Below are 14,138 nucleotides of genomic sequence, written 5' to 3'. Positions count from 1 at the left end.
GCTGTCTCCGTATCGTGAGCTATGCCATCGACGCTCGTCCATATCGCGGTCGCGGGGCTGCTCGGGACAGCCCTGCTCGGAGCCGCCTTCGACCGCCGGGCGATCCTGACGGTCATGGCCGTCGCCGCGATTCCTGATCTCGATACGCTGCTCGGCCTTTGGTTGCCCGGGGCCCACCGGGCGTATCTCCACACGCTCGTGTTGCCGGCGGCCCTCGGGATCGTACTCTGGTGGGATGTCGCCGTTCGCTCGGAGTCGACGCTCCGCCGTCGGTGGGGTACGTATGGGGTTCGTGTGGCGTGGGTGAGCCTCGTCGGGATGGTTCTCGCCCACAGCCTCTATGACGGCGTCGTCAACGGTGTAAATCTGTTTTGGCCGTTGCAGGATCGCTTCTATGATCTGTCGGGCCATCTGCTGTACTCGACGCAGCGCGGCCTGCTCCAGACGTTTGTCGATCTCAGCCCCGGCGGCGGCACCGTCGAGGGGACGACCGCCACCACCCACTACTACACCGGTGTCGACCCGAATCGGGGTGCGGAACCGGAAAACGTCGATCGGATCTTCCATCTGGTGCAGTCCGGCGAGCGGCTGCTGTTGATGCTCGCCGGCTTCGGCGTCGTCGCACTGCGGCTGTGGCGGGACGATGAGGAGTGACGGGTGCATTGATGCGAGGTGGCGTGATCGTCGTGTCTCGGTTCGGAGCGGCCACCCTGGGGCGTCCGCATTGTGGATCGCTGTCTCACAATACATTTAGCCGCCGAACGCATCGAGACGCGTATGGACTACGAGGCGACGCTCGACCGGGCGATGGAGGATCTCCCCGATTTTCAGGGCTCCGACGAACGGCTTGACGTGCCCGATGCGCAAGCACAGAAGGACGGCGCGTTCACACGGCTGACCAACCTTTCGGCGCTCGGCGACGCGCTCAACCGCGAGCCGGAACACATCCACAGCGCGATCCAACAGGAACTCGGCACCGCCGGCCAGTACGACGACGGCCGCGCCCGCTACAACGGCGACTTCTCGGCCGGCGATTTTGATGCCGCTATCGACGCCTACATCGCCGAATACGTCACCTGCTCGGAGTGTGGGCTCCCCGACACCAAGCTCGTCACCGAAAACCGCACCCAGATGCTGCGGTGTGAGGCCTGTGGGGCGTTCCGCCCGGTCGCCAAACGACAGTCGAGTTCCCAGCGCACCGACCGCCCCGACGTTGAAGAGGGCGAAACCTACCACGTCAAGATCACCGGCACCGGCCGCAAGGGCGACGGTGTCGCCGAGAAAGGCAAATACACCATCTTCGTCCCCGGCGCGGAGGAGGGCGACGAGGTCGACATCTACATCAAAAACATCAGCGGCACGCTCGCCTTCGCCCGACTGGACTGAACGCGACCGACCCCAATCGAGCTAATCCGTCCACATCTGGTTGGCTCGCATTATTTTTCTTCTCACTCTAACACTTACCAAGCAGACACGCTATTTTGCTCGGTGAATCAGCCGCATCCTGGCGGATGAAAGGGCGAGACGGTCTCGACGAACCCGGCCGACGCAAGCACTGCAGGAGTGAGCGGAGCGAACGACGAAGCGCGCAGCGAGGCCTGGGAGTCGAGAGCGTCGAGGGCTTTCTACACCGATACAGTTTCTTTCGATTCGTATGGGCCGGCACCTTTTCATACCGCCGACGGCGACCCCACAGACAGTGACCGCCTCCGCCGTTGTCTTCGATCTGTTCGGCACGCTCGTCACCGTCGACGACACTCCCGAGCCAGCGGCGGCCATCGCCGACGAGCTCGCCGCCCGTGGCGTCGCCCTCCCCGGCGACTGGGCGGCCGCCTACACCGAACCCCATATCGATGCCCAAGCGGGGGCCGAGGTTCCGCTGCCGGATCACGTCGCCGCGGCTCTCGCCAGCCGCGGGATCGACGTGACGGACGCGACCGCTCGCCGGGCGGTCGTCGACGCCTTCGAACCGACCATCGAGACCGCCACCGCCGCGGGCGAGGCCGTTGCCGCCGCCCGAGAGGGTGGGCCGGTCGGGCTCCTGTCGAACTGTGCGGTTCCGGAGTTGGTCGACCGAACGCTGCGCCGATCGACCCTTGATCCCGCCAGCTTCGATACCATCGTTGCCAGCGTCGACTGCGGCTGGCGGAAACCCGACCCGCGAGCGTTCGAGGCGATCGCCGACCGTCTCGGCGTTGAGGCCGCCGATCTCATCGTCGTCGGCGACACCCCCGAAACCGATGGCGGGATCACCGACTGCGGCGGGGAGTTTGTCGATATCGCAGAAACGCCGCTCCCCGAGCTTCCGGCGCGATTCGGTGAGGAGGAGCTATGTCGCTGATGGCTGCCGGTGTCGTCCTCGCGGCTGTCGGCGGCGATCACCTCCTCGGCGAGCCACCGGCGCGGCTCCATCCGGTCGCGCTCTTCGGCCGGCTGGTCGGCCCGCTCGACCGCGAGTGGCGTGCTCCTCGACTTGTCGGAAGCGTTGCGGCGATTGGCTTTCCGCTTCTCGCGGCCGGGATCGTTGCCCTCGCGGTGTGGCTCGCTGGCGACATCGCACCGCTGGCCGGTGGCGTCGTCGCCGCCGGGGTGCTGTTTTCGACGGTCAGCCTCCGGTTGCTCTGTGCAACCGCCAGCGATGTCCTTGAGCAAACAGACACTGATCTCGCGGGCGCACGCGAGGCGTTGCTCGCTCTCGCCGGCCGCAACGCCACCGATCTCTCGGCGGCCCACGTTCGGAGCGCGGCCGTCGAGAGCGTCGCTGAGAATCTCTCGGATGGGTTCGTCGCGCCGCTGGTCGGTTTTGGGATCGCCGTCATCGTCGCCGGCTGGTGGTTTTCTCTGGAAGTCACGCTGGCGGCTGCGACCGCGGCGGCCGCCTGGATCAAGGCTGTCAACACGATGGATTCGATGGTCGGCTACCGCTCGAAACCGGTCGGCTGGGGAGCTGCCCGACTCGACGACCTCGTCATGTGGATCCCCGCCCGGCTGACGGCACTGGCGATCTCGGCGGCCGCGCTGTCGCCCGATCCCGTGTTGACAGGGCGACGCTGGGCGCGGCTGCCGGCCTCGCCGAACGCCGGCTGGCCGATGGCGACGCTTGCGGCCGCCCTCGGTGTTCGACTCGAAAAGCCGGGCCACTACACGCTCAACTCGGTGGCCGCGTTGCCAACGACCGCCGAGGGCCACCACGGGGTCGCTATCGTCGGCCGGGCTGGCTGGCTCACCGCGCTCACAACGGCGGTGATCGTCGGTGTCTGACCACAATGGTTTGCGAGCGGCTGGCCGAGCGATCCGCGGCGCGATCGGCTTTCTGACGCGGATTCCGGTCGGCGGCACCGAGGCCGACTGGGCGGCCTTCCGTCGACGCGCCTACAGCCTGCCGCTTGTCGGTTTTCTCATCGGCGGCCTTGCCGGAAGCGTATTCTTCCTGCCGGTACAGCCACCGACACTCGTCGCCGCCTATCTCGTCGGGCTCTATCTGCTGACCGGGGTGACTCACGCCGATGGGTTGGCGGATCTCGGCGACGCGCTGGCGGTTCACGGTGACGCCGACCGCAAACGCGAGGTGCTGAAGGATTCAGCCACCGGCGTCGGCGGGACGCTGCTGTTGGGCGTCACGCTGTTCGTCGTCGCCCTTGGTGCCCTCTCGTTTGCGGGGATCGGGCCGTGGCGGGCCCTCCGACTCGTTGTTGCCGCGGAGGTCGGCGCGAAACTCGGGATGGCCCTGGTCGCCTGCTACGGCCGGCCGGCCCACGAGGGGCTCGGCTCCCAGCTTGTCGGCGAGCTCACACACCGATCGTTTGCGCCGGCGGTGGTGGTGTCGCTGCCGGCGATCGCCGCCGCCCCGAACGGGCTGGCACCTGCCCTCGTGGCTACACTGGCGACCGGGCCGGCGGTTGGGCTGGCCGTGTTGACCTGGGGTCACCGGACACTCGGCGGTGTGAGCGGCGACCTGCTTGGGGCGACAAACGAGATCGGTCGGGCGCTCGCGCTCCACGTGGGGGTGTCGGTATGGATTCTGACGTGAGCGACACCCAGGCCGCCGAGGGCGACACGCAGGCGACGGACGAAACCATCACCCAGGCGACACCCGAGACCGATACGCGAGCGACGACCGGGCTGATCATGTGTGGCGGCGAGGGGAGTCGCCTCCGGCCGGCGGCTGGCGACACCGAAAAACCGCTTGTCACGGTCGGCGGCGAGCCGATGATAGACCGGGTTGTGGCCGCGTTGCAGGCGAGTTCGCTGACGACGATCGTGGCGGCGGTTTCGCCGGCGACACCAGTGACGGCTGCCCATCTCGCCGAGATCGAGGGTGTCGATCTCATCGAGACAGCGGGTGAGGGGTATGTCGCAGATCTCACCGAGGCACTGGCTGCCTGTGATAGCCCGACTGTGACCGTCACCGCCGACCTCCCGCTGCTCACCGCCGCTCATATCGATCGGGCGATCGCGGCCGCTGGCGACGATTCGCTGACCGTCTGTGTGCCGGCATCGCTTTCCGAGGAACTGGGCCTCAGCGCGGAGCCGACCCACGATCATGACGGGACACCGGTCGTGCCGACCGGGCTCAATATCGTCGGCGACGCCGGCGAGCGAACAGCCGTCTGGCGGGCCCCACGACTCGCCGCGAACATCAACCGCCCGGCTGACTATCGCGTCGTTGAGGCGTGGTTCGATGGCGACACCCCAACGAAATTTTGAGTGTTGCAAAAAACACCTCGTCGATGTCCAGTATAAGTATGACATAACAAAATAATGTTTATATCACTCACGACCAATTGGTGGGTGTGGATCCAGATGCGATCGACACCGTCGATCGGGTGGCCCACGGTGGGACAGCCGATCCGGAGCTTGTCGATTTTAGTGCCAACACGAACCCCCAGACGCCGGACGGCGTCGCTTCCGTCTACGAGTCAGCCCTCTCCGCGGCCGGTCAGTATCCGGCAGACGACTACTACGAGTTTCGGGCGGCCGCCGCCGACTACCTCGGCGTCACGGGTGCTCAGATCATCCCGACCGCCGGTGGGTTAGCCGGTATCCGCCTTCTCTGTTCGGTTGTGATCGACAGCGGTGACAGCGTCGCCATCCCGACCCCGAGCTTCAGCGAGTACGCCCGCGAGGTTCGCCTCCAGGGCGGGGAGCCGACGTTCGTCCCCCACGACGAGATCACCGATATCGATCCGGCCGCCCACCGTATGGTGATTGTCTGCAACCCGAACAACCCGACCGGCGAGAGCTACGCCCACGCGACGCTGCAGAAGCTCGCCGATCGCTGTCGGGACGCCGACACGGTGTTGTTGATCGACGAGGCGTTTCTCGACTACACCGCCGAGCCGTCGCTTGCCGGCACCCCAGGTGTGGTTGTCGCCCGATCGCTGACGAAGATCTTTGGGTTGCCGGGGCTCCGGGCCGGATTTCTCGTCGCCACCGGCGATCTTCAGGAACAGCTCGATGTTGCCCGACCGACGTGGGCACTGAGCACGCCGGCGGCTGCGGTCGGGGCCCACTGCCTTCGTGATACCGAGTTTGTCGCCGAGACCCAGGAGCGCGTCGCTGCCGAGCGGGAGCGCATGCGCGACCGCCTCGCCGACCGGTTTCGGGTCTCCCCCTCCGATGCCCCGTTTCTGCTCTGTGAAACATCGGATCCCGTCGGCGATCTGATCGAGGACGCCCGAGCGGCCGGTCTCACCGTTCGGGATGCGACGACGTTCCGCGGGCTCGATTCCCACATCCGTGTTGCGGTCAAGCGGCCCGAGCAAAATGACCGACTGCTTGCGGCTCTTGACGTGTAGGGTGGCTCGACCACCTCCGGTCGCAACCCAGATACCTGTGGCTCCCAAGATGGGTGTATGACAGCCGATCCCGACGACGATCGTCCCCACCATCGACAGACGCCGGGCGGCGGTGTCGCCCCTGAGGCCCGCCCGATCGAGCCCGCCGCCCCCGAGGAGTTCGGTCTCGTGCAGGCGTTTTGGGGCGACGGCAAGGGCAAAACGACCGCGGCAATGGGCATGGGCTTTCGCGCCGCTGGTCACGGCTACCGCGTCCACATGCTGCAGTTCATGAAAGGCGGTGCCGACAGCGTCGACGACGTGCGCGGGGAGTACAACGCCATCGCGGCGATGGCTGGCTTTTCGTACGAGAATACGGGCCACTACGGCTGGCACAACATGGCCGACGGCAGCCGCGAGGCCGATCACGAAACCGAAGCCGACGCTGGCCTCGACCGCACGCAGGATCTCGTTGACGCCGCGGCCGACGCCGACCTCAACTCGCCGTTTGCCCTCGACAGCGATCCCGACGATGGGGTTCACATGCTTATTCTCGATGAGATCCTCTATGCTGCTGACCGCGACCTCGTGTCGCCCGATGCGGTGTGTGACCTCATCGAGACCAAACCCGACGATCTCGAACTCGTGCTTACCGGGAGCCACACTGAACCGACCTATCTCACCGACCACGCCGATCTGATCTCGGAGATCAGCAAGCACAAACATCCCATCGATGCCGGCCAGCGCGCCCGCTCCGGCACCGAATACTGAGATGACCCGCACCGTCCTCGTCGCTGGCACCGCCTCCCACGTCGGCAAGTCGACGGTCGCGGCGGGCCTCTGCCGCCTGTTGGCCGACCGCGGCGTCTCGGTCGCGCCATTCAAAGCCCAGAACATGAGCAACAACGCGCGGGCGGTGCCGCGCGCACCCGAAACGATGGTGGCCGAGCCGGACGACCCTCCCAGCGACGACAGCGACGACGGCGACAGTAATGCCTACGGCGAGATCGGCGTCTCCCAGTACGTTCAAGCCCGCGCGGCCCGGGTCTCGCCGACGACGGATCTGAACCCGGTTCTCCTCAAACCTCGCGGCGAGGGCGAATCCCAACTCGTCGTCGACGGCGTCGCCGTCGGCCACTACGCGGCCGGCCAGTATTACGACGACCACTGGGAGACAGCCCGCGAGGCCGCCGTCGCCGCCCACGACCGACTGGCGGCCGCTCACGACGTGATCGTCGCCGAGGGCGCGGGCTCGATCGCGGAGATCAACTTCCACGACCGCGATCTCGCCAACGTCGAAACCGCCCGCTTCGCCAACGCCGATATCGTGCTCGTCGGCGACATCGAACGCGGCGGTGTCTTCGCGTCGCTCGTCGGCACGCTGGAGCTCATGCCCGACGACCTCCGCGAGCGCGTGGTCGGCGTCATCATCACGAAGTTCCGCGGCGACCGCTCGCTGCTTGATAGCGGCATCACGGCCTTCGAGGAGCGAACCGGTGTCGACGTGCTCGGCGTGCTGCCGTACGACGATCCGGGCCTCCCGGCCGAGGACAGCGTCGACCTGCCGGCGACCGACGAGCGTGCCGTCCGGGGTGATGACGACGGCGTCGCTCCCGAGCAGTCGGTGACGGTCGCCGTCCCGCGGCTCCCGCGGGTCTCGAACTTCACCGATCTCGAACCGCTGGCCGCTGAGCCTGGAGTCCGGGTCGCCTACGTCCCGCTCGACGTCTCGCTCGACGACGCCGACGCGGTCGTGATTCCGGGGACGAAAAACACGGTCGACGACCTGCTGGCGATTCAAGCGGCCGGCTTCGACGACGAACTCCGCGCGTTCGACGGCCCAATCGTTGGCCTCTGTGGCGGCTACCAGATCCTCGGTGAGCGGATCGACAACGCCGAAATCGAGGGCACCGAGATCGATAGCGACGAATCGACGCTCGACGGCGTCGGGCTGCTGCCGGTGACAACGACGTTCAGCGAGGCCAAACGCGTCGTCGATACGACGTTGGAACTCGACGGCGTGGGCCCGCTGGCGGGGGCGACGGGGGCAGTTTCCGGCTACGAAATTCACATGGGAACCACTGAGGCGACTGCGGCTGTCGAGACGCCCTTTGCCAACGATGGCGAGGCAACGGCCGCACTCGGTGCCAGCCGTGGCGACGTGCTCGGCTGTTACCTCCATGGCCTGTTCGAAAACGAGGCGGCGCGTCGGGCGTTCGTGGATCGGGTCTTCGACGCGGCCGGCCACGAGCGACCCTCGGGGGCGACACCCGACGCCTCGCCGTACGACCAAGCCGCCGAGTTGATCGCTGCCCACTGCTCGCTCGACTGGCTCGATGTCTGAGCCGACCGCGGCGGCCGCGACCAACTGATTTAGTCGGCGTCGATCTCGGCTGCACACCGGTTCGGCCCGAGTTCGAGTTCGATAGCCGCCTCCTCGCTGTCGGGGGCGTCGCGGCCGCTGTTAATCCCGATGATTTCCTCGTAGTTCGGCGGCTTTTCGGGTAGTATGGCGGTGACACGCTCGACGAAGGCCTCGCGGTCGGCCTGGAGCACGTCGAGCCCCGTCCGAAGCGTGCCGATCGTCGTATCCACCGGTTCGCCGTGGGTGATCGGCGTCGTTCCGTCGCTGGCGACCGAGAAGTGACCGGGCAGGACGTTCACCGCGTCGGGTTCGGCCAACAGCGTGCGGTGCAGCGAGTCATACAGCAGCCCCGCGCCGGTCGTCGCCTCGCCGTCGCCGAACTGGAGTTCCGTCCGACCGACGCTGTCGACGAAGATCGTATCGCCCGTGACGACCGCCTCGCTACCCAGCAGATAGCTCACCATCTCGGAGGTGTGGCCGGGCGTCGAGAGTGCCTTGATCGGGAGGTCGCCGACGTGGACGACCTCGTTTGTGGAAAGCGGCTCGTAGTCGTAGTCGACGCCGCGGTCGGCGGCGTCCGCGCCGAGGTAATATGGTACGTCGATCTCGTCAGCGAACTCCCGGCCGCCAGAGAGGTGGTCGGCGTGGATGTGGGTATCGAAGACGGCGACTATCTCGCTGTCGAGGGCGTCGACCGCGGCGCGGAACTCGTCGGTGTGCCGTGTCGCGTCGATGACGGCGGCCTCGCCGTCGCTTTCGACGACGTAGCCCAGACACCCCTTCGCGCGCCGCTGGAGTTGGACGACGGTGAAATCCTCGTAGGCGATGGTGACGTGGTCGTAGACCGCGCTCCAGGCCTCCATCCCGCCCTTGACGGCGGTCACGTCCTCGTAGCCGGCCGCGGTCAGGTCGTCGGCGAGGGCCTCGGAGGATTTCCCCTTGGCGCACATCGTGACGATAGTGTCGTCGGGGCCGAGCCCGGTTTCGGCCTCGAACTTGTCGCGGTCGAACGGGCTGAACGGCTTGTAGCTGTACTGGATCGCGCCAGGCACTCGCCACTCCGTGAACCCCTCGTCGCGGGTGTCGACGACTGTCAGCGACTCGTCGCTGTCGAGTCGATCTCGAAATGCCTCGGCGGAGATACTCCGTGTCATACGGATTCCACGGCCGGCGCGACGAAAAGTCTCCCGTCGTCGCCGTTCGCACTATTTCCGTCCTCGTCTGCCGACGACGCTAAGTCGCTTCCGCCCTGCAGTTCGCTGTGAGCGTTCTTTCGTTGCTCCGGCTCCGCACCGCCGCCGACTTTGCCGACTGGTACCGGATCGGCGCGGAATACGTCGACGGCGTCGCCGACGAGATGGGGTTCGATACCGCCGACTTCGTGGACTACGAGGCCGGCGTCGAGGCGATGCAAACGGGCCGACCGCCGACCGAACTCGATCCCGCGATCCGGCGGTCGATCGCGGCTGACCTGCTGGCCGACGCTGTGTTTTCCGAGCCGTTCTGTGAGTGGCTGCCGCTGTGGTATGAGTTCAGCCTCCTGGGGCCGGTACGATACTGTGAGTATCGACTGCGACGGGTCGCCGCGCCGTACTGTCGTGATCTCGCCGTGTCCGTACCGCGGTTCAGCCGGCCACAGGACGCCCTCGTCGACGGCCGGCCGGCTCCGACCCACTGTGAGAGCTTCCGCGAGCGGTTCGTGCTGGCGGACGCGCTGCTACATCTGGAGTGGTTTGTCCATGTTGCCCGCGAATCGGGGATCGTGGTGCCTCAGGGGCTGGTCGACCAGACCCGCGAGGAGAGCCTCGCGTACTACACCGGCCACCGCGAGTCGTTGTCGCCGCGGGTGCGTGCGTTTCAGGCCGCGTTGTTCGCCGACGACGTGTGGGTTCGGGAGATCGATGCGGCCTACGGCCTCGACAGCACGCTGTTCGGTCTCTGGGAGCGGTTCCTCCGCGCCGAGCGGGAGCGACTCGAAACAGCGGAACCGTAACCGGCGCGAGGGCCACGAGAGCGGCCGCAACCGCCTCCAGCGATCGACCCGGACTCAACAGCTTTTTATCCGCGCTGGAGATACCATGTTGCACTATGGCTGAGGACAAAGCACGATCCACCGGCAGTGCCGGCCGATTCGGTGCCCGGTACGGGCGTGTCTCACGGAAGCGAGTCAAGGAGATCGAAGCAGGAATGCAGAACGCCGAGGTCGACGGCGACGATGTCACCCGCGTCGGCACCGGGATCTGGGTCAACGAGGAGACCGGCGAGAAGTTCACCGGCGGTGCCTACAAACCCCAGACGCCCGGCGGTCAGCAGGCAACCCGCTCGATCCGCGCTGCCCTCGCCGAAGACGAGGAGTAACAATGAGCTACAAGTGCTCGCGCTGTAAACGCGATGTGACCCTTGATGAGTACGGCGGTGTCCGCTGTCCGTACTGTGGTCACCGCGTCCTCCTGAAGGAACGCGGCGGCGGCATCAAGGAAGTCGACGTCCACTGACGGCGGTCGTGTCACAGCCCCATTCTACCCAGTTGCGCTTCGAGTATCCGACAGCGACAGCCGCACGCCGTGTCGAACGGGCGATCGCCGTCGAGGTCGGCGAACTCGACGACGACCGCTCGGCGGCGAGCGTCGACCGCGATGCGGCCGTCGTGACCGTCGCCATCGACGCAGCCGACCGCGTCGCGCTTCGCGCCGGGATCAACAGCTGGTGTCGCTACGTGGCGACCGCCGAAACGGTCGCCGCCGACGTGTTGGATCGAGCGTAACCTCACGCCGCCGGCGAGACGGGATGTGGACTCGTGGGCCGACGCTGTCGAGAGCCGATAGCGGCACAGATCCGACACGAACCCGACGCCCTCTGTCGATCAGGTGGCCGTCGGAATTGCATGGCTTTTTCCATGTGGCGACCATCCGGTGGGGTATGCAGGGTAACCTACCGCCGGAAGCACAGGACAAACTCGAAACGCTGCAGGATCTTCAAGAGACCGCCCAGGAGGTCTCCGAGCAGAAACAGCAGACCGAGTCCACGCTCACCGAGACCAGAGCCGCACTCGACGCGCTCGGCGATGTCGAGGAGGGTGCGACGATGTACCGCGAGGTCGGCGAACTCCTCATCGAGACCGACTACGAGTCGGCGTCCGCAAAGCTCGAAGAGAAGGTCGAGGATCTCGAAGTTCGCGCCGAACAGCTCGACAAACAGGAGACGAAGGTTCAGGACAAGTTCGAGAGCCTGCAGGACGAGCTCCAGCAGATGCTCGGCGGCGCGGGCGGCCCGCAGGGCCCGGCCGGTCCGGGCGGCGCCGGCGGCGCGTAAATGCCGACGGAGCCGGATGATGAGACGGTTGTAACAACGGCCGCCGAGGCCGCCGAGGGGCTGATCCTCTCGCGGTTTGCGAACTCCGCGATCACGGATCTCGACATCACCGTCACCTTCGAGGATGGCGTGTTGGATCTCGATGTCTACCTGAACACGACCGATGACGCCGAGGCGGATCCCGAGGAGGTCGCCGACGAAGCGATCGACGCCGCCGAGGACGCGGTTGACGAACTCTTTGCGTGAGTCCGTTGCTGCCCCATTTTTGCGACCGCATCGCGGACATGAAAAGAGATTAAGCCGGCGGTTCGAAAGGGAGCCCAAATGAGTCTCCCGGAGTCCGACCGCGAGTTGATCACCGCCGAGCTCGGCCGCGAGCCCACGCCCGCCGAGGCGAACCTCTTCGAAAATCTCTGGAGCGAACACTGTGCCTATCGCTCCTCGCGGCCGCTCCTCGGTGCATTTCACAGCGCGGGCGAGCAGGTCGTTATCGGCCCCGGCGACGACGCCGCGGTCATCGCCGTCCCCGAACCCGCGGCCGCCGACACGCCTGCGGCCGAGCGCGATCCCGACGAGTACAGCGAGACCTACATCACGCTGGGCATCGAGAGCCACAACCACCCGAGCTACGTCGATCCCTACGACGGCGCGGCCACCGGCGTCGGCGGCATCGTCCGCGATACGCTCTCGATGGGTGCCTATCCGATCGCCTTGGCCGACAGCCTCTATTTCGGCGATTTCGAGCGCGAACACTCCCAATATCTGTTCGAGGGTGTCGTCGAGGGGATCAGCGACTACGGCAACTCGATCGGCGTCCCGACGGTCGCCGGCAGCGTCGATTTTCACGCCGACTACGAGGGCAACCCACTCGTCAACGTTGCCTGTGTCGGCCTGACCGACGAGGAGCGACTCGTGACGGCCGAAGCCCAGCAGGCCGGCAACAAACTCGTGCTGTTCGGCAACGCGACCGGCCGCGACGGCCTCGGCGGCGCGTCGTTTGCCAGCGAAGACCTTGACGAGGATGCCGAAACCGAGGATCGGCCCGCGGTACAGGTCGGCGACCCCTACAGCGAAAAGCTGCTTATCGAGGCCAGCGAGACGCTGATCGACGAGAACCTCGTTCAGTCAGCCCGCGACCTCGGCGCGGCTGGTCTCGGCGGCGCGTCCTCCGAACTCGTCGCCAAGGGCGGTTTTGGGGCGGAGATCGAGTTGGATCGCGTCCACCAGCGCGAACCCAACATGAACGCACTCGAAATCCTGCTCGCCGAATCCCAAGAGCGGATGTGCTACGAGGTCACCCCCGAGGACGTCGACCGCGTGGCGGAGATCGCCGAGCGGTTCGATCTTGGCTGTTCGGTGATCGGCGAGGTCAGCGAGGGTAACTACACCTGCACCTTCGAAGACGAGGTCGTCGTCGATGTCGATCCCGAATTCCTCGCGGAGGGCGCGCCGATGAACGATCTCGACGCTGTCGACCCCGAACCCGCCGAGCGCGATCTGCCGGACGCCGATCTCAACGAGGCTGTCGAGTCCGTTATCTCGAACCCTAACACCGCCTCAAAACGGTGGGTGTACCGACAGTACGACCACGAGGTCGGCGTCCGAACCGCGATGAAACCCGGAGACGACGCGGCGATCATGGCGATTCGTGAGACGGGCGGCGACAGGGCCGACCGCGACGCCGACGGCTCGGGAACCGGCCTCGCCATCTCGTCGGGGGCGAACCCGAACTGGACGAGTGCCGACCCTCACGGCGGCGCGCGGGCGGTCGCCCTCGAAAACGCGACCAACATCGCCGCCAAAGGGGCTGTCCCGCTCGCAGCGGTCGACTGTCTCAACGGCGGCAACCCCGAGAAACCTGACGTGTACGGCGGCTTCAAAGGGATCGTCGACGGCCTCGCCGAGATGTGTTCGGATCTCTCGACGCCGGTGGTCGGCGGCAACGTCTCGCTGTACAACGACTCGGAGGCCGGCCCCATCCCACCGACGCCGACGCTGGCGATGGTCGGCACGAAAGCCGGCTACGACGCGCCGCCGGCCGCGCTCAGCGGCGAGGGCGAGCTACTGCTCGTCGGCGACGCCGGCGACTCCCTCGGCGGTTCTGAGTATCTCAACGCTGCCGGCGGTAGTGACGCCTTCCCGACGCTGCCGGAGAACCCCGCCGACCTCGTCGCCACGATCGCCGAGGTCGCCCGCGCCGAGTCGACGCTGGCGACCCACGACGTGAGCCACGGCGGGCTGGCGGTCACGCTGGCGGAGTTGCTGACGGCCGACGCCGGTGCCGACGTTGCTGTCGACGACGCGGTCGCGCTGTTCGACGAGACGCCCGGCCGGGTCGTGGTTGAGACGACCGATCCTGAGAGTGTGCGGGAGGCCTTCGATGGCGTCGCAGCTGTCGAATCGCTCGGCGAAGCGACCGCTGACGGCGAGTTGTCGCTGACGGTCGGCGACGAAACGGTCAAACTCGGTGCCGAGGCGGTCGCTGAGCTACGAGACGTGATCCCAGAGACGCTGGAATAACAGCCTCTCTCGCTGTCGCTTCTATTCTTGACGGCGAATGTAAGTAGCGATGGCTGGCGGGTGCCGTAGTTTCATTTCGACCCCGCAAATGTAATCTAGCCGCCGATGGCTGTCGCTCACGGGTTTAGGGTTGAAGCGCGAGGGTGTCGGTATCCTACGTCGAC

General features: G+C 66.5%; 17 protein-coding genes. 16 read left to right on the top strand and 1 reads right to left on the bottom strand.

Features of this window, described 5'->3' with window-relative positions:
* The first annotated feature begins 21 nt into the window (after positions 1 to 21).
* The 9 genes from EWF95_RS04975 to EWF95_RS04935 all read left to right on the top strand — a co-directional run bounded on the left by EWF95_RS04975 (position 22) and on the right by EWF95_RS04935 (position 8,121).
* On the top strand, positions 22 to 654 hold the full coding sequence (locus EWF95_RS04975) for a metal-dependent hydrolase (protein WP_142442933.1): 633 nt from the start codon (positions 22 to 24) through the stop codon (positions 652 to 654).
* Positions 655 to 777: 123 nt separating this feature from the next.
* Positions 778 to 1,386, top strand: coding sequence for a translation initiation factor IF-2 subunit beta (locus tag EWF95_RS04970; protein WP_142442932.1), 609 nt, complete (start codon positions 778 to 780; stop codon positions 1,384 to 1,386).
* Between the two features lie 313 nt (positions 1,387 to 1,699).
* On the top strand, positions 1,700 to 2,341 hold the full coding sequence (locus tag EWF95_RS04965) for an HAD family hydrolase (protein ID WP_246055633.1): 642 nt from the start codon (positions 1,700 to 1,702) through the stop codon (positions 2,339 to 2,341).
* Positions 2,341 to 3,261: an adenosylcobinamide-phosphate synthase CbiB gene (gene cbiB, locus EWF95_RS04960; protein ID WP_142442930.1), complete on the top strand. Its 921-nt coding sequence runs from the start codon at positions 2,341 to 2,343 to the stop codon at positions 3,259 to 3,261. Before EWF95_RS04965 ends, cbiB begins: the two co-directional genes overlap by 1 nt.
* Positions 3,262 to 3,271: 10 nt before the next feature.
* Entirely contained in the window at positions 3,272 to 4,030 is a 759-nt protein-coding gene (gene cobS / locus EWF95_RS04955; protein WP_221886610.1) for an adenosylcobinamide-GDP ribazoletransferase, read from the top strand.
* Positions 4,015 to 4,707, top strand: coding sequence for an NTP transferase domain-containing protein (locus EWF95_RS04950; protein WP_246055632.1), 693 nt, complete (start codon positions 4,015 to 4,017; stop codon positions 4,705 to 4,707). The genes cobS and EWF95_RS04950 overlap by 16 nt, the downstream gene beginning before the upstream one ends.
* 86 nt (positions 4,708 to 4,793) lie before the next feature.
* Positions 4,794 to 5,798, top strand: a complete 1,005-nt coding sequence (gene cobD, locus EWF95_RS04945; RefSeq protein ID WP_142442929.1) for a threonine-phosphate decarboxylase CobD — start codon at positions 4,794 to 4,796, stop codon at positions 5,796 to 5,798.
* A 57-nt stretch (positions 5,799 to 5,855) separates the two neighbouring features.
* Complete coding sequence (locus tag EWF95_RS04940; RefSeq protein ID WP_142442928.1) at positions 5,856 to 6,548, top strand: cob(I)yrinic acid a,c-diamide adenosyltransferase; 693 nt, start codon at positions 5,856 to 5,858, stop codon at positions 6,546 to 6,548.
* 1 nt (position 6,549) lies between these two features.
* A complete protein-coding gene (locus tag EWF95_RS04935) occupies positions 6,550 to 8,121 on the top strand; it encodes a cobyric acid synthase (protein ID WP_142442927.1) in 1,572 nt (523 codons plus the stop codon).
* A 29-nt stretch (positions 8,122 to 8,150) separates the two neighbouring features.
* On the opposite strand, the gene EWF95_RS04930 is transcribed toward EWF95_RS04935, so the two are convergent.
* The gene (locus EWF95_RS04930; RefSeq protein WP_142442926.1) at positions 8,151 to 9,296 is read right to left on the bottom strand and encodes an MBL fold metallo-hydrolase; all 1,146 of its coding nucleotides are present in this window, start codon (positions 9,294 to 9,296) and stop codon (positions 8,151 to 8,153) included.
* A 107-nt stretch (positions 9,297 to 9,403) separates the two neighbouring features.
* Between EWF95_RS04930 and EWF95_RS04925 the strand changes: the two genes are divergently transcribed.
* From EWF95_RS04925 to purL, 7 genes are all read left to right on the top strand, one after another.
* Positions 9,404 to 10,135: a hypothetical protein gene (locus EWF95_RS04925; RefSeq protein ID WP_185911698.1), complete on the top strand. Its 732-nt coding sequence runs from the start codon at positions 9,404 to 9,406 to the stop codon at positions 10,133 to 10,135.
* 95 nt (positions 10,136 to 10,230) lie between these two features.
* Positions 10,231 to 10,500 (top strand): 50S ribosomal protein L37ae, encoded by a 270-nt coding sequence (locus EWF95_RS04920; RefSeq protein WP_142442925.1) that lies wholly within the window; start codon positions 10,231 to 10,233, stop codon positions 10,498 to 10,500.
* Positions 10,501 to 10,502: 2 nt separating this feature from the next.
* Positions 10,503 to 10,637 carry a DNA-directed RNA polymerase subunit P gene (locus EWF95_RS04915; RefSeq protein WP_021040784.1) on the top strand — a complete coding sequence of 45 codons (135 nt, stop codon included), beginning with the start codon at positions 10,503 to 10,505 and terminating at the stop codon, positions 10,635 to 10,637.
* Positions 10,638 to 10,645: 8 nt separating this feature from the next.
* Positions 10,646 to 10,906: a KEOPS complex subunit Pcc1 gene (locus EWF95_RS04910; protein WP_142442924.1), complete on the top strand. Its 261-nt coding sequence runs from the start codon at positions 10,646 to 10,648 to the stop codon at positions 10,904 to 10,906.
* A 155-nt stretch (positions 10,907 to 11,061) separates the two neighbouring features.
* Positions 11,062 to 11,454 carry a prefoldin subunit beta gene (locus EWF95_RS04905; protein ID WP_142442923.1) on the top strand — a complete coding sequence of 131 codons (393 nt, stop codon included), beginning with the start codon at positions 11,062 to 11,064 and terminating at the stop codon, positions 11,452 to 11,454.
* Positions 11,455 to 11,700, top strand: a complete 246-nt coding sequence (locus tag EWF95_RS04900) for a DUF3194 domain-containing protein (protein ID WP_142442922.1) — start codon at positions 11,455 to 11,457, stop codon at positions 11,698 to 11,700.
* 78 nt (positions 11,701 to 11,778) lie between these two features.
* Complete coding sequence (gene purL, locus EWF95_RS04895) at positions 11,779 to 13,974, top strand: phosphoribosylformylglycinamidine synthase subunit PurL (RefSeq protein ID WP_142442921.1); 2,196 nt, start codon at positions 11,779 to 11,781, stop codon at positions 13,972 to 13,974.
* Positions 13,975 to 14,138: the final 164 nt, after the last annotated feature.

The organism is Halonotius roseus, from assembly GCF_006861655.1.
Taxonomy (GTDB): domain Archaea; phylum Halobacteriota; class Halobacteria; order Halobacteriales; family Haloferacaceae; genus Halonotius; species Halonotius roseus.
The sequence above is the reverse complement of the archived record's forward strand: the minus strand, read 5'-3'. Positions and strand labels throughout refer to the sequence as shown.